Source organism: Acinetobacter sp. LipI_19 (assembly GCF_058242925.1).
The window spans coordinates 3,061,735-3,085,193 of record NZ_JBZAYK010000001.1 but is presented as its reverse complement, the minus strand read 5'-3'; the positions used below and the strand labels follow the sequence as shown (position 1 = coordinate 3,085,193).

The window sequence follows — 23,459 nt, the reverse complement described above, 5'->3', positions numbered from 1 at the left end:
ATGAGTACTTTAATCGGACATTATATTTCAGGTCGTCATATCACAGAAACTCAACATTCAGGCCCAGTATTTAATCCCTCAACAGGTGAAGAAATAGCACGTTGTGCTTATGGCGATGCAACAGTGATTGATACTGCCGTAAAAGCTGCGACATCAGCAAATGCAAAAAAATGGGCAAAAGCTTCACATGCTACACGCTTGCAAGTTCTGTTTAAATTACGTGAGTTAATGATTGCCAAAACATCTGAATTAGCAGAAATCATTGGTCGTGAACATGGCAAAACTATTGCCGATGCAATCGGTGAAATTGGCCGTGCGATTGAAGGAATTGAATTTGCTTGTAATGCCCCACAGATTACTAAGGGCGAATATGCACGTAATGTTGCTGGCGACATCGATGTGTTTTCTGTACGTGTTCCTGTGGGTGTGGTGGGCTGTATTACCCCGTTTAATTTCCCCATCATGATTCCTGCTGTTATGATGGCAATGGCTGTGTCTGTGGGTAATTCAATTGTTTGGAAACCATCTGAAAAAGTGCCTTCGGCTGCATTATTTTTTGCAGAGTTATGGAAAGAAGCTGGTCTTCCAGATGATGTATTTAATGTTGTACAAGGGGATAAAACCGCAGTCGATGCATTACTTGAACATCCTGAAATCGCAGCTGTGAGCTTTGTGGGTTCTACACAGATTGGTGAATATGTTTACCAAAAAGGCACCTCACATAACAAACGTGTTGCCGCATTTACAGGCGGGAAAAATCACATGGTGGTGATGCCTGATGCCGATCTTGAAGCGGCTGCAAATGCCTTTGTTTCAGCAGGGTTTGGATCAGCAAGTCAACGTTGTATGGCGGTGTCATTGCTCATTCCCGTCGGTGCTGAAACGGCAGATCGCTTACGTCAACGTATTGTGGAAAAAATCAATGCATTGAAAGTTGGCGCATATAATGATCCAAATGCAGATTTTGGTGCGGTGATTAGTGCGCAATCGCAACAGTCTGTTTTAAAGGCGATTGATCAATGTATTGCAGATGGTGCTGAGTTGGTATTAGATGGTCGTGATTTTAAACATCCAGAGTATTCAAATGGCTATTATATTGGGCCAACTCTATTTGATTATTTGTCTACAGATATGGATTTTTATCAACAAGAGGTTTTTGGCCCAGCGCGAGGAATTTTACGCGTCAATAGTTTAGATGAGGCAATTGCTGTGACCAATAGCCATGAATATGGCAATGGTTCGGTGATTTTTACCCGTGATGGAAAGTCAGCACATCGCTTCTTTATGGAAGTTGAGTCGGGCATGATTGGTGTTAATGTGCCTGTACCACTCCCAGTGAGTTATTTTAACTTTGGTGGTTTGCGACGTTCAAAATTTGGTGAGTCGCATTTATATGGTCCAGATGCCGCTCGTTTCTATACGAAGTTAAAATCTGTTTCACAAAAATGGCCTGATCCTGAAGAACAAGATCAAGCCATTTCTTTGGCATTTAAAATCACTTAATTGATTGAATGCTTATGATCAGCCAGCAGATGCTGGCTTGTTTAGATGTGAGTGAAAGTCAGATATATTGAGTATTGTGTTCTTTATAATGTTGCACTATGAATAAAACGTCTTGAAACATTGCATAGATCAAGGGCTCAAAGCTGCAAGTCGATTGTACTGTGCAGCTTTGTTCATCCCTTAAATATTATTGGCTTGCTGCAATTCCGATTTTTTTAACATTTAATCGTTGTGCGGCTGCCATCACCATTGCTACATCCTTATATTCAGTGAGTTTATCTGGCTGGACTTTAATCGGATCTTGATCTGATTTCTGTGCAACACCAGCAAATAAAACGTCTAGCGCTTGTTTATTTTCAACAGCTTGATCATTCCAAAAGATTTTACCTTGAGGGTCAATACGTAAGGTGACTGGCTCAGGTGGCTTCTCATTGGTAGGTGGTGGTGCACCATTGGGCAAGTCAATATTGATCGCATTATTTGGAATTGGGATGGTGATAATAAACATAATCAACAACACCAGCATCACATCAATAAGTGGTGTCATATTGACATCTAACATCACATCATCATCGTCTTTATTGGCACCGACATTCATAGCCATAAGCTGTTCCTTTTCTCGATTATGGTGCGGCAACTGGTGTCGTGACAAAAGCGATTTTGCCGATACCTGCTTGCTTGGTAGCACTGATTACTTCATCAATCGCTTCAAATTTTGTTACTTGATCACCACGAATATGTACTTCTGGTTGTGGGCGTTTTGCTGCTTCAGCCTGTAAACGATTGATCAATGTATTTTTATCTGCGATATACTTTTCGTTCCAAAAAATATCCCCCGCTTTATTGACAGCGATTTGCACATTAATTGGTTTAGTGACATAAGGTGTATTTTTTTCCTCAGGCAATTTGACTGGAACCGTGTGAATTGCAACAGGGACAGTGATTAAAAATATAATCAGTAAAACCAGCATAATATCCACCAAAGGTGTGGTATTAATCGCAGAAATCACATCATCTTCGTCACTGTCTGAATTGACTGTCATGCTCATAACTGATCCCTCATTTATTTAGCATCACTACTGTTTTTGATCTCACCACTGAGTAAAACAGTATGTAAGTCAGAACCAAAAGTACGTACATTATCCAATACTGCTTTATTGCGGCGGGTGAGCCAGTTATAACCAAGTACCGCAGGCACTGCTACAGCGAGACCGATTGCTGTCATGATCAGTGCTTCGCCTACAGGTCCAGCAACTTTATCAATAGAGGCCTGACCCGAAATCCCAATTGCAGTAAGTGCATGATAGATTCCCCAAACTGTACCGAATAAACCTACGAATGGTGCGGTAGAACCAACCGTTGCAAGAAATGCTAAACCACCACTTAAGTGGCTTTGAATTTTATCAATTGCCCGTTGAATCGACATTGTGACCCAAGTGTTAAAGTCGATACGCTCAAGTAGGTTTCCACCATGTTTTTTGGTTGAGTTAATGCCTTTTTCAGCAATAAAACGGTAGGCACTTGCTTCGCCTAGTGTTCCCGCAGCGCCGTCAATTGATGCAGCATCCCAAAATTTGGCTTCAACCTCTTTACCCTGACGTTTAATTTTTGCCTGCTGAATAAACTTGGTTACCATGATGTACCATGTTCCAATCGACATCAGGACCAAGATAAATAGGGTTGATTTAGCAACAATATCACCTTCGCGCCATAGTGCTTCTAAACCGTAAGGGTTGTGTACAGCTTGTGTTGTTGCTGGTTTAGGTGGTGGTGTATGGGCTTCACTTGTTGTTGTATTTGTTGCCGTTACAGTCGCAGGTGTTGCAGTGGTTTCTTCTGCAAATACACCAGATACAGGCAGTAGGGTGCTTACAGTTAAAATGCCAACTGAAGCAAATAGTCGTACAGATTTGAGCGCTTTATTCATCATTTATCTCCAAATTTTTATTTAATTGATTAATTCAATACAAATTCATAAGGTATGTCATACCAAGAATCTTGAGGTTCACCATTCTTTAATGCAGGTTTAAACTTACATAAACTAAAAGCTTTCGAGGCAGCTTTATCTAAGCTTTTACTCCCACTCGATTTTTTTACTTTAGCCTCTTTAACCTTTCCATCACTACCCACAAATACCGAAATAAGGACCTCACCTTGTTCTTCGTTTTGTAAAGATTCACGTGGGTAATCAGGGGTTTTACAACCCGCTTCTCCACTCGACACACCGCGTGTTTCACCTGTTGGTTTTGCTTTTGCAGGCTCAGGTTTTGGTGTTGTTTCTGGCTTTGGCGTCGGGGTTGGTGTCGGCTCAGGACTTTCTGAGGTCTTAGGCGTTGCTGTGGGTGTAGCCGGCTGCTTTGGTGTTGCTGTCGGTTTTTCCATTGGTTTTTCAGTCGGCTTTGGATCTGGCGTTTTCAAAACTTTCTGCACCAACTTTGGTAGTTCTGGTGGTTTTTCAATGGGTTTAGGTTTTTCTGGTTCAGGTTTTTTGTCCTGAATAATCAGTAATTCAACAGGTTCATCCGCTGGTTTTTCAACTGTTTTAGATAAACCCGTAATCAAGCCATAGAGAATGATTAGATGCAGTAAGATGACTGCTCCAATCCCGATCAGGCGTTTGGAAGAATTATTTTCTAATTCTGAAAAATTCTTGCCCATTGCTACTCCTGAAATGAGAGACAAACAATAAATAGTAAAAGAGAGACGATAAAAAATTCTGTTCAATTCTTTTGTTTGGCTAAGTGAATGAATCAATTACGCAAACACCATGACAAGGCTTAGATAATGTTTGCGAAATGCCCAATTAGAATTTGTAAGTTGCTCTGACGTAATATGCGCGACCTGTTGGGTCTGCATAGCTAGAGTCATAACCGTATTGGAAGTTATCAGTCACGTTGGATGCAGGTGGATCTTGGTCAAAAATATTTTTGATCCCGCCAGTGAGTTCTAAGTTCTTAAATCCGCTATAAGTGCCCGCAATGTTATAAAGGATGTAATCACTGACTCGATGGTTATCATATTTGGCTTCACCAATAGAATTTGAGTCTTTATAACCACGGCTAAATTGTTGCTCAAAGATCATTTTCCAGTTGTCATAACTCCAATTGACATTGGCAACATGTTTCCAGCGAGAATAGACTTGCTGGTTATAATAGCTACCTGTACGGCTGACCCATTCCCCGCCTTTTTCTTCTTGTTTGTCATATTTAATGACATAGGTTCCATCAATACCAAAACCAAAACGCCCTGTTTTAGTTACAGGCGTGAGATAGTTCAAACTTAAATCAACTCCTTGGGTTTTAATTCCACCCATATTGATCAAAGTGGTACTCACATATTTGATCCGCCCATCTGCATCACGGACAAATAAACTTGAATATTTGCTTGGGTCAGCAAAAATAATTGAATCGGTAATTGCATCAATCAGGTTGTCTACTTTGATGTTGTAGTAATCTGCTGTAAATACTAGATTTTTGATTGGCTCAAACACCAGTCCAGCAGTATAAGATGTTGACTCTTCAGCTTTTAAGTCGGGATTCCCACCTTGCATACGCTTAAATTGGACATTACATTCAGTTTGGTATTGTGGTGAAGTTGCAGTACCACCGGGGCAGAGCACAGGGTCATTGTATTTCGAACCTGTAAAGGTTTGGCTTTGCGGTGAGTTGATGTCATATAAGCTGGGTGCACGAAAACCTGTGCTGTATGAGGTACGGAACATCAATTGCTTTAACGGTTCCCAACGTAAAGCAACTTTTGGATTGAAGGTATCGCCAAAATCACTATAGTCATCATAACGTGCTGCGAGCTGCGCTTCTAAATTGGCTAAAATCGGGATATGTAATTCTGTGAATACTGCAGATATATCTCGATCACCCTTACTCACAGGTTTATCTGGATCTATACCGCTACCAGGCACTTGTCTGACGATCTCAGCATTAATTTTTTGATCCCAATTTTGTTTGGTAAAACTACCACCTAAGGCAAATCCAACGTCACCCGCAGGCAGTGTATAGATTGGACGAGATACAGTGACATCAAAAGAGGTTGAGTCTAAGCTGGCTTTATTGGTATCCCCATTGACTTCAAAAGATTTCCAAATATTAGCATTGGCTGAAGGGCCAAATGGATTGAGTGAACCGTCGTTTAAAGCAGCTTGAACTTTACTTTGATTGAGGTAACCCGCATTAAAGCTATCGGTTGCTTCACTTTTTGCATAGGTTAAGCCTGCATTGATATCCCAACCATAGGCTTCACCCTCAATTCCTGCAAATGCACGATGTGAGTCATTGGTTGTTTTGCCTGAACGGTTTCCCCCTTGTGAACGCAGATAGAGTTGTAAATCTCCATTGCTGAGTCCATTCACTGCGGGGACAATACCTTTGCCTGGATAATATTGACTTGTCGAAGGAAGCGTGACTGAACGGCTATATACATCAGGCGCAATCGAAGTAGTAACTTCGTTACGTGAGAAGATATATTCTCCAATCAGATTAAATTTATCTGAAAGTTTAAAGGTTCCGCGGCCAAGTGCTGAAATTGTTTCAACTTCTGGAGTAATTCCAATCAGTGCTTGGGTATTGAGATAACATAAGCCGCCATCTGCAGCGACATTTGGTGTGTTATTACAATTTGTATTGCCGTATGGATTTGCCAAAATATTGTTTTTGGGATCAAAAATATTTGCTGGGAAAGCATTTGCTGAGCTGGCATCTAAACCGAGCTCAGGAATTACACCACCACGGCGACTGATCTTGCGGTCTTTTGCCATGATATTGTTGCTTCTACGATAATCGACCACACCGTAAACATTAAAGCCTTGTTCATCTAGATTGCCATAGCCCCCAAAGATGGAAATATCTTGTTTATCACCACCACTGGCTTCGGGCTGAGTCGCTCCCACACTGATGTTGAGACCTTCAAAGGATTTTTTGGTAATAAAATTGATGACACCACCAATTGCATCGGCACCATAAACCGCTGATGCGCCATCACGGAGGACTTCGATACGTTCAACCATTGCCATTGGAATAATATTAAGGTTGGTGGTTGATGTACTAAATGGGCTATAAGCCAGACGACGACCATTCAATAAGACCAGAGTTTTATCTGTGCCTAATCCACGTAAATTGGCTGATGAACCCTCGGTATTACTTGCACCCACATTTTGAGATGTAGAAAAACCAGCTTGGTTAGAACTGACTTTGGTCAGTGCTTCTTCGACAGTGGTTACCCCTTGTTTGGCTAGATCTTCACCTTTAATAATCGTAATGGGTGAAGCACTTTGAGCTGCAACACCTTTAATTGAAGACCCTGTAACTGTGACTTTGGCTACTTTTGTTGGCTGTGTTTTTTCTTCAGTTTCTGCTGCATGCGCTAGCGATAGCCACATCATACTTAGACTAAGCGTACTCAACTTTAGTAAGGTTTTCCCCATCGTTGGCGATCCCACAGTGCAAACATTTTTGTTTACTTTCATATTTTCAGACATCCGTTTTTTTTTGTACTTAGCGATATTGCTGCATTGCTTTCTAGCAATTCAAGTGCCAACTATCTAATTATATGTTTTAAAAATATACAAAAAAATGATAAGAATTTACGTGACTAGTGTTTAATCTCCTTATTCATCCGTGACTTGATGGTAGAAAAATAAGTTTGGAAGTCGTCTTAATTAATGTTAATAAAATATGAAGTTGTGATTAAAAAACACGCTGATGGCTTTAATTATTCTTTATATTTATTTGTTATTTAAAGATTTTAACTATATCTAATGAATCGTATAACTATTAATTATGACTTTGTTTTTGGTATTAATTATTTTAAATCAAAAGATTAAGTGAATATTTATAGTGTTTGATAAAATAAGTGATCAATTTTGGAACGTGTGTGTACTTAAATTGTGCATTATGAGTAGTTCTGATAAATGATATCTGAATTTAATATTTATGCTGGGGTGAAAGATGACGATAGGATGTCAATCATAGATATTCATAGAATTAATGTGATTTTATTACGGTAAAAATAAATAAAATTTAGAAGGGGTAATCGTAGTGGCATGATATTCGCTTTGCATTTAATACTGTTATATCGTTCAATTTTTCACTATTGTTAATTTAACGTTCTGGTTCGGCACCAAAGCAGTAATCTACAGGATGATGGTGTTGCCAGTATTCTGTTTAAATAATTTGATGAATAAAAATACATAGGTGTGAATTTGGAATTCAAGCTTTTACAATTTGCGTTGTTGGTCGGTGCAATGAGTTACGGGGAAATGGCGATTGCGAAAACGCCTGCACAACCGAATAAAATCCTGAATTTGGCTTTTGAAGCACCAGATGATGGTTTCGATATGGTGAAAACCTATAATTTCTATAGTGGGAATATTGCAGAGGCGATATTTGAACCTTTATTAAAATATGATTATCTGGCTCGTCCTGTGGTATTGGTGCCCAATACGGCACAAGCATTGCCAAAAATAGAACAAGAGGGCAAGGTCTATACTTTTAAAATTAAGCCAGGCATTTATTTTACCGATGATGCTGCGTTTAAAGGCAAACGACGTGAGCTGACTGCTCAGGATTATATTTACTCTATTCAACGTGTGAGTGATCCGAAAAACCATTCGCCTACCTATTCTTTTATTGATGGCAAAATTCAAGGTTTAGAGCAAGTAGTTGCCAATGCGAAAAAGACAGGCAAGTTTAATTATGATGCGCCCATTTCAGGGCTTAAAGCTTTAGACAAATACACTCTACAATTCACCTTAACCCGTGCAGATTATAATTTCCCTTATATTTTGGCCTATGTCACTTTTAGCGGAACAGCGCGTGAAGTTGTTGAGTTTTATGGTGATCGTATCGGGCAGCATCCTGTAGGTACAGGTGCTTACCAACTGAGTAAATACGTGCCACGTAGTAAAATTGAGCTGGTGGCAAACCCTGACTATCGTGGCTTTATTTGGAATTATAAATCGACAGGTACGGCATGGGATAACCAACTTGTCAAAGAGATGTCGGGTAAAAAAATGCCTCAAGTCGGTAAGGTTGTCGTGAGTATTATTGAGGAAGAACAGTCAAGGTGGTTGGCGTTTAAGTCAGGCCAATTGGATTTTGACAAATTAACCTCAAATGCGGTTCCTCAGGCTTTAAACGGCACACAATTAAAACCAGAACTTAAACAACAGGGCATTCAACATTTTCCCAATAAAGACCCTGAAATCACCTATACCATGTTCAATATGAAAGATCCGATTGTGGGAGGTTATAGTCTAGACAAAATAGCGCTACGTCGAGCCATTACGCTGGCATACAACCAACAAGAAGCGATTAAGCAACTTTATAAAGGTCAAGCGGTTAGGGCTGAAATGTTGGTGCCAGATGGGGTGCAAGGGCACAATGCTCAATATAGAAGTAGTATTGCCTATAACCCGTTATTGGCCAATAAATTACTGGATCGATTTGGTTATAAGAAAGGCAAAGATGGTTATCGAACTTTACCCAACGGGCAGCCGTTTACCCTGAAATATAATACGGAAAATAGCTCAAGCTCAGTCATTCATTCTGAGTTATGGAAGAAAAACTTAGATGCTATTGGAGTGCGTGTAGAATTTAAGGTCAGTAATTTTGCCGATAACTTAAAAGAAGCCATGCAGTGTAAACATATGATTTGGGGTGGGGCATGGATTGCTGATTTTCCTGAAGGAGAAAATTTTGCCCAATTGCTTTATGGTCCGAACTCAGGCAAAGGAAATTTAAGTTGCTATCAATCTAAAGCTTATGATGCACTGTATCAGCAAGCTTTAACTTTACCGCCACAACAACGAACGCCATTTTATGAAAAAATCAGTCGGCAGATAGAGGCAGATAACCCTTGGATTATTCATAGTACCCGTATTCGTAATTGGCTGTTGCAACCACAAGTTCAAGGCTATAAAGCACATCCAATGATCAATACCGTTTGGCAATACCTTGATGTTCAGCCAGCTAAAAAATAACCTGATGAAGTTGAATAAAATGATGAAGGATGATTTAAATCAAAAGTTAAAGCAGATTGGGGTTAGTGCATTATTGGGGGGCATGCTCCTGACAGTCACAATGAATGTATTTGCCAAAAGTCCAGCGGATCCAAATAAAGTTTTACGTTATGTTTTCCCAGTTGCAGAAACGGGTTTTGACCCAGCAGGTACCCAAGATCTTTATTCTGCACATGTACATAATTCAATATTTGAAGGCTTATATACCTATGATTATTTGGCATCACCCGCCAAATTAGTACCACGTACCGCGGTGGGCCTGCCTGAAGTCAGTGCTGATGGTTTAACCTATACTTTTAAAATTCAAAAAGGTATTTATTTTGCCAAAGATCCTGTATTTAAAGGCAAAGCCCGTGAATTAACCGCGCAAGACTATGTTTATTCTTATAAGCGTTTGTTAGACCCAAGTTTGCACTCGCCCAATAGTTGGTTGTTTGATGACAAAATTCTAGGCATGGACAAAGTGCTTGAGCAAGCTAAAAAAACAGGGAAGTTTAATTATGATCTATCAGTTGCAGGTCTTCAGGCGACAGATCGTTATACCTTGGTGATTAAACTGAAACAAGTTGATCAAAACTTCCCAATGCTGTTGGCACACCAACCAGCTGGCGCAGTTGCACGAGAAGTGATTGAACATTATCGTGATCGGTCTGGTTTTGCCATGGCACATCCTGTGGGAACAGGTCCCTATGTCTTGACAAAATGGACACCCGGCTCACGGATTATCCTGAAAGCCAATCCAGATTATCGTGGTTATATTTGGGATTTCAAAGCATCCACACCAGAAGATCAAAAAATTGTAGATGCCATGAAAGGCAAAAAAATGCCGCAAATCGGTGTGGTCGATATTCAAGTGATGGAAGAATCACAATCACGCTGGTTATCATTTAGTAAAGATGAAACTGATTTATTTGTGTTGGATGGTGATCTCAGTGTTCAAGCCATCCAAGACGGTCAGCTTAAACCCGAACTTGCCAAAAAAGGGATTCAACTTTCCCGTATTGCCGATCCTTCAATTGATTATTATTACTGGAATATGCAAAACCCTGTTGTTGGTGGTTTGAGTAAAGAAAAAATTGCTTTACGTCGTGCCATGGCAATGGCCTTTTCACCTGATAATCAAATTAAGATTTTGATGAAAGGTGATGCGCAACGATTACAATTCCCCATTCCTTATGGAGTGATTGGGCATGATCCAAACTATAAAACCAGTATTCCTTATTCCGTCAAAGCCGCCAATTTACTGTTAGATCGTTATCATTATAAGGTTGCTGCCGATGGTTGGCGTACCTTGCCGAATGGTAAACCTTTGCTAATTGAATTAACTGTTTATGGAAATAGTACACGTAGTCAGCAAAGTGCTGAATTTTGGAAAAAGACTTTAGACAATATCAAGGTCAAAATGACCACCAAATCCTTGCCTTTTGCGGAAGGTTTAAAAGCAGAAAAACAATGTAAAACCATGTTTAAGGGATCAGCTTGGATTGCAGATTATCCCGATGCAGATAACTTTATGCAGCTATTTTATGGAAAGAATATCCATTCAACCAATAGTGCCTGCATGAAAATTCCTGAATATGATCGCTTATATGAACAAACGCAAAAATTGAAACCGGGTCCTGAGCGTGATGCTTTATACCATAAGATGGCGCGAATATTAGAAGTGTATATGCCGGTACAAATGGCATCGACCCGTTATCGCAATGCTTTGGCGCAACCGCGTGTCATTGGCTTTAAAAAGCATCCGATTATTCCATCGGAATGGATGTATTTTGATATGAAAAAATAAACTCTATCAAAAGCTTAAAAATAAACAGATTGAAATTTGAAAATGAATAAATGAAAGATTGGAGAAAATGAAAATGAAGCGATTTAAATTAACTACACTCTGTATGTTGTCAATGGGTATGGGGCAATGGGCCTTTGCAGAAACTGAGCGCAGTACTTTACCCAAGTTTCAGGCCAAAGATATCCCTGCCCAATGTGATGCAAAAATTACAGACGTTAAAACCAAGTTGGCTGAATTTGCCAAAGTTAAACTCAAAAATAATGCACCTGCTGGAGCAGTATTGGCAAAGTGGGATGAAATTTTTGCAGAGTTTGAAGATTTTTATGGACCAATTAATTTAGCCAGTAATGTTGACCCAAGCGCGGATTTACGTAAAGCCGCAGAAGACTGTGAAGTTAAAATCAGTCAGTTTCAAACTGAAGTGTATCAAGATGGAAAGCTTTATCAGCAAATTAAAAAAATCAAAGCCAGTGATGAGATTGACCGTAAATATCGCCAAGATATTTTAGATGGTTTTGAAGATACAGGGGTACAACTTCCCGCAGAAAAACAAGCACGTTTAAAAGTGATTTTAGATGAATTGACCAAGATTCAACAAGAATATGCCCGTAACATTCGAGACAATCCTGAAAAATTAGAATTTACTCCAGCCGAATTAAAAGGCTTACCAGAAAGCTATATTGCCAATCTAAAGAAAAATGAAAAAGGCAATTACCTGTTGGGTTTTGACTACCCAGAATACCGTCCTTTTATGGAATTGGCAGACAGTGATGATGCGCGTAAACGTTATCAAATTGCTTATACCCGCCGTGGTACTGAAAAGAATTTAGTGTTGCTTAAACAAGCGATTGATTTACGGCATGAACTTGCACAATTATTCGGTAAAGCCAGTTATGCCGATTGGGCATTGAAAAATCGTATGGCCAAAAATCCTGAAACGGTCAATAAATTCCTCAATGAGGTACATAGTACGGTTGCGCCATTAGAGAAAAAAGAAGTGCAAACACTGCGTGAATTTAAGGCTAAAACCTTAAATATTCCTGTGGAAAAAGCGGAAATTAACCGTTGGAGTGAGGGCTATTGGAGCGAAAAATTACGCCAAGAAAAGTACAAAATTGACCAAGAAAAAATGCGGGAATATTTCCCGACCCAAGCATCACAAGATTGGTTATTTGCAATTTCTTCAAATCTATATGGGATTGAATTTAAGCCTGCCAAGGTTGATGTCTGGCAAGATGAAGTTGAATATTACGATGTAACAGATCAGAAAACAGGTCAGCTTTTAGGTGGTTTATATATCGATAAATTTCCACGCGAAGGAAAGTATGGTCATGCAGCGGTGTGGGGCGTTAAGGGGGGCAGTACCCTAACCCAGCGTAAACCGATTTCAGCCTTAGTCACCAACTTTAACCGTAAAGGTTTAAACAGTGATGAACTGGAAACCTTTGTACATGAGTTTGGGCATGCTTTACACGGAATTTTATCAAACACCCGTTATGCCTCACAATCTGGCACCTCAGTCGAGCGAGATTTTGTTGAAGCACCGTCACAGATGTATGAAGAATGGGCACGCCGTAAAGAAACGTTGTCGACCTTAGCCAATTATTGCAAACCCGCCTGTCCGCGTGTCGACGATGAATTGATTGGCAAATTAAAAGCCGTTAAAAACTACGGTCGTGGCTTATTTTATTCTCGTCAAACTTTATATGCGCAATACGATATGGCACTGCATACCGCAGATGCTTTAAAAACCCAGCCTTTAGAGGTATGGAAAAAACTCGAAAATCAAACCGCCTTAGGGTATGTGCCAACTACAGAATTCCCAGGGCAATTTGGTCATATTATGGGCGGATACCAAGTCGGCTATTATGGCTATATGTGGTCTGAAGTGATGGCCTTAGACATGCTTTCTGCTTTTGGCGATAACTTAAATAATCCAGAGGTTGGAGCACGTTATCGTAAAGCAATTTTGTCACAAGGTGGACAAAAGAAAGCAGAGCAGTTGGTGGTTGATTTCTTGGGCAGAGAACCGGATAACAAGGCATTCTTTCAAGAAATTACCGGTCAACGTGATTAAAAGGAATTAGAACTATGCTGGCATATATCACGCGCCGTATATGGCAAATGATTCCCACCATGTTGGGAGTCGTGTTGCTGATTTTCTTTCTATTTAACTGGGTAGGCGGAGATCCTGCTTATATCCTTGCTGGAAAAATGGCAAATCCTGAACAGATTGAAAATATTCGTCAGCAACTTGGGGTAGACCAACCATATTACGTTCAATTGTGGATTTTTATTAAGCAAATCCTGACTTTTGATTATGGCAATAGTTGGAGTACTGGGGAATCAGTTTCAAACATTATTCTGACCCGTTTGGGTCCATCACTGACCATCATCATTCCACTGACAATTTTACAAACTGTAATTTCAATCATTCTGGCTTTGGCTGTTGCTTCGGTACGTGGTTCGCTGACGGATCGTATGGTGATGTTGTTATGTACCATTGGGATGTCGATCAGTATTTTGGTCTATATCATCGTATTTCAATACGGTCTTGCCTATAAGCTGGGATGGTTCCCTGTACAAGGTTGGAGCGATAGTCTCAGTGAAAATCTATTGCAATACGCACTATTGCCAATCTTAATCATGTTGGTGGTGAGTATTGCACCGACTTTACGTCTATACCGTAGCTTTGTCTTAGATGAAGTCAATCAGGACTATGTGCGTACTGCACGGGCAAAAGGGGTCGGTGAGGGACGTATTTTGGGCGTGCATGTGCTGCGTAATGCATCTATTCCGATTATTACCGATGTGATGTCGAGCCTGCCAGCGTTATTGATTGGAGCATTTTTAATTGAGCGATTTTTTGGTATTCCGGGGATTGGACGAGAAGTCATTATTGCAGTAGAACGAAGCGACTTTCCAGTGATTAAAGCAATCACCGTATATGTTGCTGCTGCGACCATGATTTTTAACCTCATTGCCGATTTGATTTATAAAGTGGTTGATCCACGCGTACAGTTGAAGTAGGTGGGATGATGCTCGGAATTTTATCTAAAAAAGTAGACGTCCAAGACCAACAGACTTCTCCTGGTTTATGGCGATTGGCGATGCGACGTTTAAAAGCAGATCGTATTGCTATGTTGTCGTTATTGGTGTTGCTGTGTTATTTCATCATATTGGTACTCTCCATGACGGGTGTGATTGCATCAAATTGGAATAAAGAAGTCGCCGTGAGTTATGCGCCACCTACATTTATAGGGGCAGATCAAAACACGCAAGATTCTGAAAAAAAAGCCACACCTGTAGCAGCTTTACCTGAAAATCCTGTTGATCCTTTAAAAGATGTGATCAAAGAACTAAATACTGAAATTGCAACAGAACAAACTTCAGGTGGTGAGATTGACTACTACGGTATTCAAGATCCGCTTGCAGAAGATATGAAAGCCATTGATCAGCAATTGGGTGGGCATTTACTTGATCAGCAAAGCGAACTCAAACAAACCTTGCCTTTTGGTGCTGATAAATGGGGACAGGATGTAGTACTAAAAACCATTAAAGGTGCAGAAACGTCTATTATTGTGGGCTTGATCTCGGCATTGCTGGCAGTGGTAATCGGCACATTCTTAGGGGCAATCGCTGGTTATTTTGGTGGTTGGGTCGATGATGTTCTGAACTGGTTTTATAACATTTTTACCTCGATACCTTATCTATTGTTGGTGTTGGCGATTGCTGCTGTACTGCAACAAAAGGGTATTCTTTCCATTGTTTTAATTCTTGGATTAACGGGTTGGACGGGGGTATTTCGTTTAATTCGTGCCGAATATATGAAACATAATTCACGCGAGTATGTACTGGCAGCCAAAGCAATTGGTGTCAGTAATACCCGAAGGATGTTCGTGCATATTTTCCCAAATGTAAGTCATATTGCTTTGGTTCAGATGTCGATCTTGGTGGTTGCATTTATTAAGTCTGAAGTAATTCTAAGCTTCTTGGGCTTTGGTGTACCTGTGGGAGTGGTGTCATGGGGTAGTATGTTGAATGAAGCACAAAGTGAGCTAATTTTAGGCAAATGGTGGCAATTGGTGGCAGCTTCAGTAGCGATGGCCGTGCTTGTGACCGCATTTTCAATGTTTACAGATGCATTGCGTGATGCATTAGACCCTAAACTAAAATAAGGAGCATAAAGATGTCAGAACAACAAGCGACACCTCCTGTGCTACTCAGTGTTGAAAATCTGAGTGTGAGTTTTAAGGGTGAAAATAAGCAATTTATTGAAACTGTAAAAGGCATTTCATTTCAGATTCCTACCAATACCACCGTGGCCTTGGTTGGCGAATCTGGCAGTGGCAAATCTGTAACTTCCCTAGCAACCATGGGTTTATTACCCAAAGGCCAATCTCGTATTGCTGAAAACAGTAAAATTATTTTTGAAGGTAAAGACTTACTCAGTTTAAACAGCAAACAAATGCGTGCAATGTGTGGTAAAGATATTGCTATGATTTTTCAGGAACCGATGTCATCACTTAATCCTGTGTTTACGGTGGGTGATCAAATTGCTGAAATTATGCGTATTCATTTAAACATGGGGCGTAAACAAGCACGACAACGTACTTTGGAGTTGCTCACTGAAGTTGGAATTCCATCCCCTGAAAGCAAGATTGATGCTTATCCCAGTCAACTTTCTGGTGGTCAACAGCAACGGGTCATGATTGCCATGGCAATCGCCTGTGAACCCAAATTACTGATTGCTGATGAACCGACCACAGCATTAGATGTCACTATCCAAAAACAAATATTGGATTTGTTGGAGGCTTTACGTAAGCGCCGTCAAATGTCGATGTTGTTTATTACTCATGACTTGGCATTGGTGAGTGAAATTGCTGATGAAGTGATTGTGATGCGTCATGGTGAAATTCGTGAACAAGGTTTAGCAAAGGTTGTTTTAGAACAACCACAAGATGCCTATACCAAAGCATTATTATTATGCCGTCCGCAACTTTCGCATCGTCCATATCGCTTACCAGTCATTAGTGATTTTATGCAAGTTCAAGATGTACCTGAGACTGAGGCGGTGAGTTTGACTGAGGTGGATTTTGCGGAGCGTAAGCGAGGTCTTATTGGCGGTGAAGAAATTATTTTAGATGTACGTGATTTAAAAAAATCATTTTTTAGCCGTAAAGGGCTATTTGGCAAAGATGAATTTCAGGCAGTCAAAGGGGCATCCTTCCAACTGGCGAAAGGTAAAACTTTAGGGCTCGTCGGGGAGTCTGGCTCAGGTAAAACCACCATTGGTTTATTGTTGATGCGCTTGCAACAAGCTTCTGGTGGCCAAGCTTTGTTTCAAGGTAAAGATATTTTGGCAATGTCTGAAAAAGAGTTTGCCCAGTATCAACGTAAGATTCAAATTATCTTTCAGAATCCTTATGCCTCACTTAATCCGCGTTTTACCGTGGGGCAAATTTTGATGGAACCGATGCAAGTTCATAAAATTGGCGCAAATGATACTGAACGTAAAAAGATGGCTTTGGAATTACTGGAAAGAGTAAGCTTACCTGCGCAAGCCTTTGATCGTTATCCGCATGAGTTTTCTGGGGGGCAACGTCAACGTATTGCAATAGCACGCTGTTTAACTTTAAAACCTGAAATTTTAATCTGTGATGAATCCGTCTCAGCACTTGATGTATCGGTTCAAGCACAAGTCCTGAACTTACTTCAAGATCTGCAAGATGAATTTGGCTTAAGTTATATTTTTATCTCACATGATTTGTCTGTGGTGAAATATATTTCGGATCAAATTATGGTGATGAACCACGGTGATATCGTTGAAATCGCCAATTCGGATGAGTTGTATCAGTCACCACAGCATGACTATACCAAACGCTTATTGAGTTCAATTCCGCAAGGAACCAGACAGGTGATTTAGATTTTTACTGTGTAAAAAGCCACTCGATTGAGTGGCTTTTTAGTGTCAATAAATAAGTGTTAAAGACTTAGAATTTTTTAAAACCTTTTGTCACAACAAACGGTTTTTTCTTTTCAGGTTGTTCGCTACGTTCTTGGCGATCTGAACGATCTAAACGTTCGTTTGGATTATAGCGACCTTCTGAACGGTTACGGTTTTGTTGATTGCCATAACGGTTTTCAGAACGGTTGCTATTAAAACTATTACCACGGTTGTCCGCACGGTCATTGTTGTAGCTGTTGCCACCAGAACGTGCTTTATTAAAGCGGTTGTCTGAGCGTTCATTGCGATTGTCAGTACGGTTTTCAGTGCGGTTTTGACCATATTGGTTTGCACTTGGCTGAGAATCACGACGATCATTTTGATGGTTGTGAGCTTCTTCACCTTCGCTATCACGACGTTGTTGACGCAGGAATCCACCACGACGCGCAGCCATAGGTTTGTCTTGCATACGTTCGGTACGACGTTTTGCCATACCAAATAAACCTGTACCTTGACGTGGTTTAAGTTCAACAGCTTTGGTTAAATTATCGATATCAGTTTTATCAAGTTCCATCCAACGACCTGTACGAAGTTCACGAGGCAAAATCACAGTGCCGTAACGAGTACGGAGCAAGCGACTTACTTTTAGACCTTGTGATTCAAAAATACGGCGAACCTCACGGTTACGACCTTCTTTTACAACGACTTGGTACCAGCGATTGATTCCTTCACCACCAATTTCAGAGAAAGATTCAAATTTTGCTGGACCATCATCTAAAACAACGCCATTTGTCATGTTGTTTTTGATTTGAGGCGTTACTTCACCCATGACTCGAACTGCATATTCACGTTCGATTTCATTTGAGGGATGCATTAAACGATTGGCAAGTTCACCATCATTTGTAAAAAGTAATAAACCTGTTGAGTTGATATCTAGACGACCTACCATCACCCAACGGTCATTGGAAATCGGGGGTAAGTTATCAAACACAGTCGGGCGAGATTCTGGGTCATTACGAGAACAGATTTCACCTTCAGGTTTGTAGTAAATCAATACACGACGACGAATTTCGTCTTCAATTTGGAACTGAACTTTACGACCATCGATGCGAAGCTCATCACCTGGTTCAATACGTTCGCCCACTTGAGCAACCTGCCCATTGACACTTACACGACCAGCGGCAATGACCTCTTCCATATAACGGCGAGAGCCCAAACCCACTCGTGCGAGTACCTTTTGCAATTTTTCACTCATGACAGCATAACCTTAGAAATAATCATCAACAGTGCACCTATTTAAGACTTGGCAGCTTGCGCATCCAAAATCATAAAAGCTTCCTTGGCATCCTGTAGGGGAGGCAATTGATCTAAAGACACTAGACCAAAAGCATTTAAAAATTGTGGCGTTGTCACTAACAACGCGGGTCTACCTGGGAGTTCTCGGTAACCAGATTCTTTAATCCAGTTCCAATCAAACAAAGTCCTGAGTATTTGACTATTATTTGTAACCCCTCGTATTTGCTCAATATCAGCACGGGTTACTGGCTGATGATAAGCGATCACTGCAACAGTTTCTAACAGTGATGGCGATAATCGAGTCGGTCGATCTGGCCAAACTTGCGCAATCACGTTGCGGTATTTTGCCCGCACTTGAAAACGATAACCTTGAGCTGTTTCGACAAGTTCGATTGAACGACCATGTTGTAACACAGACAATTGCTGTAAATACTGTTGCAACTGTTGTTTAGAATACTGATTTTGAAATGCTTCTCTTAAGCGAGCAAGCGATACAGGGGCATCACTTGCAAAGATAATCGCTTCAAGTTGCATCAGAACTTCGTGATGTAATTCATCAACATTAAAGGCATTATTTTGATCAATGGTCATGCCGTTGCTCCTTGAATTGCAAGCGGGGCTTCAACACCAGAAGAAATAATTTGGACTTTTTGCTGACGAGTCAGCTCCAAGATTGCCATAAATGTAACCACCATGCCCATTCGACCTTGGTTTGGCTTGAGTAATTCTTGGAAACTGAGAACTTCTCCAGATTCAATCATATATTCGATATAAGCAATGCGTTCTTCAAGAAGTACAGGTTCTTGTTCAATCTTATGGGTTACGGGTTCAGGACGGTTAAAAATGCAATATAAGGCATCTTTTAGCATCTCAACGTCATAACCTTCATACACTTTTGGAATATGACCAATCGCAATATGTGTCGCAAAAGTGTCTCGGTCTAAAACTGGCATCTGGCCTAAACGTTCAGCTGCTTTTTTAATCCGTAAATAGGTTTCTAAGCGATCGATTAGTTCCTGTTTTGGATCTTTTTCAATATGAATAGTTTTTGGTTTTGGCAATAACAAGCGAGATTTTAAATCTGCCAATAATGCTGCCATCACCATATAGTCTGCGGTTAGCTCGATATTTAACGATTTCATACTGTCCATATAAGACAAATATTGTGTTGCAATCGGAGCAATATCTAACTGTAAAAGATCGAAACCATTTTTTTGAATCAGATAAATTAAAAAGTCGAGTGGTCCTTCGAAATGTTCAAGCAGAATTTCGAATGCAGCAGGAGGAATATATAAATCCTCTGGAATTTCTTCTTGCCATTCATCCAATACACGGATGTTGGAAATGGATTCCATAGGATGCTGAGTTGCTTGAGTCATTACAGTTTATTAGCCACGCGAATTTTCAAAGGCATGTTTTATTCGTGTTACCACTCAATAGGCACATAGGAGAGGGTGGTGACGAATTACAAAAAGATATTTGGCTTATTTTAATGGAAAAGTTAAGAGGAATACATTGTTTAATTATAAAAACCATAAAAAAACCTGAAAATAAATAGGGAATATTTTGTTTTATGATGATTAAACTAAGCTAAGTTTATAATTTTTAATGTAAATTTTTATATGTTTTTAATAGAAAATTTATCCATATTTTAATAGCATAATGTGAAGTGGATCAACTTTATATGTTGGGTGGGTTTGAATACTAAGGAGCTTTGTTACTTAGGACTGTCTATAAAGGCTGAGATAGAAATATAATTTTCAATTAATAAAACTGTATTTAAAATGAATTGAGTAAAGGAAATATTCTGTATGAGTACAATTGATTTCAAAGCAGTTCAAATATGAATATCAATAAATATTGAAGTAAGTAGCTAATAAAAAATTGAACGGAATTTTAAAAATTATTAAGTAAAAATTAATAGAATAATGTTATTAAGTTGATTTTTATAGTTATATACTTAAAGATATATATTAATTATTAAGATTATGTATAAAAAATATGTCCAACAATATTTACTCTGCTTTGGAGCAGCTTGGATTATCAGCACAAAAACGTGCGATCCACGTACAATTTTCTAATTCGGCATTGAGCCAACAAGTATTCCTACAACGTATTGATGGAACACATCAAATCAATGAGGGTGTTCGACTTCAGCTCATCTGTCTTGCAACGTCAGCAAGCATTCCTTTAAAAAGCTTTATTGGAACGCAAGCTGCAATTGATATTGTCACAGATAAATCTGAATTAACCCGTATTTCAGGAATTGTGACCCAAGCCGATATTGGCGCATCTGATGGTTCTCTTACCATCTATCGTTTGACTGTAGAAGACCCAACAGCACTTTGGAAACACCGTAGAAACTCTAGAGTATTTATGAATAAGTCGGTTGTGGATGTGATCCAGACCGTGTTCCAAGAATGGGTACAACGCAGCCCACTATTTGCTTCAAGTCTGACATTAGATAAGAGTGGACTGAGCAAAGACTATGATGTGCGCCCATTCATTATGCAGGCATCTGAAAGTGATTTTGACTTCCTGACCCGTTTGATGAGAAGTGAAGGGATTAACTGGTTGATCGATGAAGCACAACTTAAAGTGTCGAGTTCAACAGAACAAATCCAAGCACAAAAGCTTCGTTTAATCGATGACAATTCACAATTTAGTGCCTTAGAACGCCGCAATATTCGCTTCCATAGAAGCAGCGCCGTAGAAAAAACTGATTCAATTACCAATTTTATTGGTCAGCGTTCCATTCAACCGACTTCAGTGCATATCCAGCGTTGGCAAGCTGATGTATTGGATATTGATGAAGGTGCTGGCAGTGTCCAAAGTAAACACAGTCATAGTGAAAATTATGACAATGCCAGTCTAGCTTTAGAACAAGCATGGCACTTTAGCCCTGCATGGATTCAAGACCTTAATGGCGAAGATGGTGCAACGCCATCGAGCAACAGTCAGATTGAAAAGTTTAACCAAAACCTCAGCAACTACTACGATTCACAAGCCAAACAATTTACAGCAACATCAACTGTGCGCGATGCACATGTTGGTTATTGGTTTGAACTAAATGAACATCCTGAGATAGATCAACACTCAGGTGCAGACAAAGAATTTTTAATCACGGCTAAAAGCTTTTATAACCAAAATAACTTACCTAAAGATCTCACCGATCAAGTCACCGCTTTAGTCCAACAAAGCAATTGGCAAACAAGTCAAATCACCAGCAACACGAGTGATGAACGTCAAGCCAGTAATTTAACCATTCAACGTCGTAATATCAGCACGGTTCCAGCCTATAACCCATTACAACACCGACCGATTGCATCACCACAACGGGCCAAAGTAGTAGGGCCAAGCGGAGAAGAAATCCATGTTGATGAATGGGGGCGTATCAAAGTTCGCTTCCTGTTTAGCCGTACTGAAGACAATACCCATGATGGCGGTGCGGGTTCTAATGACAATGACACAGATTCAGCTTGGGTCGATGTCCTGACCCCATGGGCAGGCGAAGGCTATGGTGCGCGGTTCTTACCGAGAATCGGTGAGATTGTCGTGATTGACTTCTTTGATGGCAACATTGACCGTCCATTTGTGGTTGGGCGCATCCATGAAGCACAACGTCATCCAAGCAAGTTTGATGACAAAGGCAAACTGCCTGATACCAAGAAACTGGCAGGAATAAAAAGTCGAGAGTATCAAGGCAGTGGCTACAATCAACTGAGGTTTGACGATACTACTGGCCAAATCAGCAGCCAGTTACAGAGTAGTCATGGGGCCAGCCAACTCAACTTGGGCAAACTGAGTCATCCAAAAGACAAAGCAGAAAGTGATGATCGTGGAGAAGGTTTTGAGCTGAGAACTGACCAATGGGGAGCACTACGCGCAGGGCAAGGTTTACTGCTTTCGACCTACAAACAAGACCAAGCCAAAGGTGATCACCTTGATTCAGAGTTTGCCAAAAAGCAACTTGAGGGTAGTCAGACCAACAGTAAAGCTTTAAGTGATATTGCCAAGAACCAAAAGACTGATCCTTTAGAAAACTTAGATCATTTGAAATCGTTTATTTCTGCTTTGGAAAAAGATGACTCAGATGAAGCTAAGAACCAAGCCGAGGCGTTTAAACAGGCGTTAATGATATTGGCTTCACCAAACTCAATTGCGCTTACCAGTAATGAAGATATTCATCTTTCAGCAGATGGGCAAATTAGTCATAGCGCAGGCGACAGTATTAATCTAAGCACTCAAAAGAGCTTCTTAGCGCATGCACAAAACAAGATCAGTTTGTTTGCAGCACAAGAAGGCGCAAGGTTATTTGCAGGAAAAGGTAAAGTTGAAATTCAAGCTCAGGGTGATGGTGCTGATGTCATTGCACGTAAAGACATCCAAATTATTTCAACTGAAGATGCAGTTTATATCATAAGCCCTAAAGAGATTCGACTGGTTGGGGACACTTCTGAGGTAAGGATCAATGGTTCAGGTGTGTTTGCGACAACATCAGGATTGTTTGAGGTGAAGTCGGGGCAGCAGAAGTTTGAAGGAGGAGTACATGTACCTAATTTTAAAGTAAGTTTACCAACACCTAGAACACTTTATAGTAATAAAATTGATTATAACTGGAGTGATAATATTGGTAATGACAAGGAAATTTTTGTTCTAAATAAACATAATAATTATTTAATAAAATCTAAAATTGATAAATTGAATGATAAAAATAATATGAGTTCTTTACGCTTTTATACACCTGAAGAAACTGATTTTATTGCATTAGGGTTTGATTCATCATATGTTTCTTTAGTGCAAAAACGATTAGATGGAGAAAATATAGATGAATTATTAGATGAAGCATTATCGAACGGTGATGATGTTTATTCTGAAGAGGATTTTTAGTA

15 protein-coding genes and 1 pseudogene are annotated in these 23,459 nt (G+C 39.9%); 8 read left to right on the top strand and 8 right to left on the bottom strand.

Going from position 1 to position 23,459, the window contains the following annotated elements:
* Positions 1-1,503: a CoA-acylating methylmalonate-semialdehyde dehydrogenase gene (locus AC4CVF_RS14890; protein WP_490789650.1), complete on the top strand. Its 1,503-nt coding sequence runs from the start codon at positions 1-3 to the stop codon at positions 1,501-1,503.
* A 187-nt stretch (positions 1,504-1,690) separates the two neighbouring features.
* On the opposite strand, the gene AC4CVF_RS14885 is transcribed toward AC4CVF_RS14890, so the two are convergent.
* The 5 genes from AC4CVF_RS14885 to AC4CVF_RS14865 all read right to left on the bottom strand — a co-directional run bounded on the left by AC4CVF_RS14885 (position 1,691) and on the right by AC4CVF_RS14865 (position 6,982).
* Positions 1,691-2,107: an ExbD/TolR family protein gene (locus AC4CVF_RS14885; RefSeq protein ID WP_419359160.1), complete on the bottom strand. Its 417-nt coding sequence runs from the start codon at positions 2,105-2,107 to the stop codon at positions 1,691-1,693.
* Between the two features lie 19 nt (positions 2,108-2,126).
* Entirely contained in the window at positions 2,127-2,552 is a 426-nt protein-coding gene (locus AC4CVF_RS14880; protein ID WP_336953294.1) for an ExbD/TolR family protein, read from the bottom strand.
* Between the two features lie 14 nt (positions 2,553-2,566).
* Positions 2,567-3,433: a MotA/TolQ/ExbB proton channel family protein gene (locus AC4CVF_RS14875; RefSeq protein WP_419328033.1), complete on the bottom strand. Its 867-nt coding sequence runs from the start codon at positions 3,431-3,433 to the stop codon at positions 2,567-2,569.
* 26 nt (positions 3,434-3,459) lie between these two features.
* Positions 3,460-4,161, bottom strand: a complete 702-nt coding sequence (locus tag AC4CVF_RS14870) for an energy transducer TonB (protein ID WP_419359162.1) — start codon at positions 4,159-4,161, stop codon at positions 3,460-3,462.
* 145 nt (positions 4,162-4,306) lie between these two features.
* Positions 4,307-6,982: a TonB-dependent receptor gene (locus AC4CVF_RS14865; RefSeq protein ID WP_490789649.1), complete on the bottom strand. Its 2,676-nt coding sequence runs from the start codon at positions 6,980-6,982 to the stop codon at positions 4,307-4,309.
* A 723-nt stretch (positions 6,983-7,705) separates the two neighbouring features.
* Between AC4CVF_RS14865 and AC4CVF_RS14860 the strand changes: the two genes are divergently transcribed.
* From AC4CVF_RS14860 to AC4CVF_RS14835, 6 genes are all read left to right on the top strand, one after another.
* Positions 7,706-9,496, top strand: coding sequence for an ABC transporter substrate-binding protein (locus AC4CVF_RS14860; protein WP_419820733.1), 1,791 nt, complete (start codon positions 7,706-7,708; stop codon positions 9,494-9,496).
* Between the two features lie 82 nt (positions 9,497-9,578).
* Complete coding sequence (locus tag AC4CVF_RS14855) at positions 9,579-11,324, top strand: ABC transporter substrate-binding protein (protein ID WP_419820732.1); 1,746 nt, start codon at positions 9,579-9,581, stop codon at positions 11,322-11,324.
* Positions 11,325-11,391: 67 nt separating this feature from the next.
* Positions 11,392-13,401 carry a M3 family metallopeptidase gene (locus tag AC4CVF_RS14850; RefSeq protein WP_336953287.1) on the top strand — a complete coding sequence of 670 codons (2,010 nt, stop codon included), beginning with the start codon at positions 11,392-11,394 and terminating at the stop codon, positions 13,399-13,401.
* A gap of 14 nt (positions 13,402-13,415) precedes the next feature.
* The gene (locus tag AC4CVF_RS14845) at positions 13,416-14,354 is read left to right on the top strand and encodes an ABC transporter permease (protein ID WP_004722891.1); all 939 of its coding nucleotides are present in this window, start codon (positions 13,416-13,418) and stop codon (positions 14,352-14,354) included.
* 8 nt (positions 14,355-14,362) lie between these two features.
* Entirely contained in the window at positions 14,363-15,502 is a 1,140-nt protein-coding gene (locus AC4CVF_RS14840) for an ABC transporter permease (protein ID WP_419328030.1), read from the top strand.
* A gap of 11 nt (positions 15,503-15,513) precedes the next feature.
* On the top strand, positions 15,514-17,250 hold the full coding sequence (locus tag AC4CVF_RS14835; protein ID WP_490789648.1) for an ABC transporter ATP-binding protein: 1,737 nt from the start codon (positions 15,514-15,516) through the stop codon (positions 17,248-17,250).
* Positions 17,251-17,632: 382 nt separating this feature from the next.
* Here the strand turns inward: AC4CVF_RS14835 and rluB are convergent.
* From rluB to AC4CVF_RS14820, 3 genes and pseudogenes are all read right to left on the bottom strand, one after another.
* Positions 17,633-18,526: pseudogene (gene rluB, locus AC4CVF_RS14830) on the bottom strand (23S rRNA pseudouridine(2605) synthase RluB); the annotation flags it as partial.
* Between the two features lie 41 nt (positions 18,527-18,567).
* Complete coding sequence (gene scpB, locus AC4CVF_RS14825; protein ID WP_336953283.1) at positions 18,568-19,158, bottom strand: SMC-Scp complex subunit ScpB; 591 nt, start codon at positions 19,156-19,158, stop codon at positions 18,568-18,570.
* On the bottom strand, positions 19,155-19,946 hold the full coding sequence (locus AC4CVF_RS14820) for a segregation and condensation protein A (protein WP_336953281.1): 792 nt from the start codon (positions 19,944-19,946) through the stop codon (positions 19,155-19,157). Before AC4CVF_RS14820 ends, scpB begins: the two co-directional genes overlap by 4 nt.
* Positions 19,947-20,568: 622 nt before the next feature.
* Between AC4CVF_RS14820 and AC4CVF_RS14815 the strand changes: the two genes are divergently transcribed.
* A complete protein-coding gene (locus tag AC4CVF_RS14815) occupies positions 20,569-23,457 on the top strand; it encodes a type VI secretion system Vgr family protein (protein WP_490789647.1) in 2,889 nt (962 codons plus the stop codon).
* Positions 23,458-23,459 lie beyond the last annotated feature (2 nt).

What these genes read in the sequence shown, in the direction of transcription:
- AC4CVF_RS14855 (WP_419820732.1), top strand. Translation starts at nt 9,579, where the DNA reads ATGCTCCTGACAGTCACAATGAATGTATTTGCCAAAAGTCCAGCGGAT.
- AC4CVF_RS14865 (WP_490789649.1), bottom strand. Translation starts at nt 6,982, where the DNA reads ATGAAAGTAAACAAAAATGTTTGCACTGTGGGATCGCCAACGATGGGG.
- AC4CVF_RS14835 (WP_490789648.1), top strand. Translation starts at nt 15,514, where the DNA reads ATGTCAGAACAACAAGCGACACCTCCTGTGCTACTCAGTGTTGAAAAT.
- AC4CVF_RS14840 (WP_419328030.1), top strand. Translation starts at nt 14,363, where the DNA reads ATGCTCGGAATTTTATCTAAAAAAGTAGACGTCCAAGACCAACAGACT.
- AC4CVF_RS14890 (WP_490789650.1), top strand. Translation starts at nt 1, where the DNA reads ATGAGTACTTTAATCGGACATTATATTTCAGGTCGTCATATCACAGAA.
- AC4CVF_RS14885 (WP_419359160.1), bottom strand. Translation starts at nt 2,107, where the DNA reads ATGGCTATGAATGTCGGTGCCAATAAAGACGATGATGATGTGATGTTA.
- scpB (WP_336953283.1), bottom strand. Translation starts at nt 19,158, where the DNA reads ATGACCATTGATCAAAATAATGCCTTTAATGTTGATGAATTACATCAC.
- AC4CVF_RS14845 (WP_004722891.1), top strand. Translation starts at nt 13,416, where the DNA reads ATGCTGGCATATATCACGCGCCGTATATGGCAAATGATTCCCACCATG.
- AC4CVF_RS14815 (WP_490789647.1), top strand. Translation starts at nt 20,569, where the DNA reads ATGTCCAACAATATTTACTCTGCTTTGGAGCAGCTTGGATTATCAGCA.
- AC4CVF_RS14850 (WP_336953287.1), top strand. Translation starts at nt 11,392, where the DNA reads ATGAAAATGAAGCGATTTAAATTAACTACACTCTGTATGTTGTCAATG.
- AC4CVF_RS14870 (WP_419359162.1), bottom strand. Translation starts at nt 4,161, where the DNA reads ATGGGCAAGAATTTTTCAGAATTAGAAAATAATTCTTCCAAACGCCTG.
- AC4CVF_RS14875 (WP_419328033.1), bottom strand. Translation starts at nt 3,433, where the DNA reads ATGATGAATAAAGCGCTCAAATCTGTACGACTATTTGCTTCAGTTGGC.
- AC4CVF_RS14880 (WP_336953294.1), bottom strand. Translation starts at nt 2,552, where the DNA reads ATGAGCATGACAGTCAATTCAGACAGTGACGAAGATGATGTGATTTCT.
- AC4CVF_RS14820 (WP_336953281.1), bottom strand. Translation starts at nt 19,946, where the DNA reads ATGACTCAAGCAACTCAGCATCCTATGGAATCCATTTCCAACATCCGT.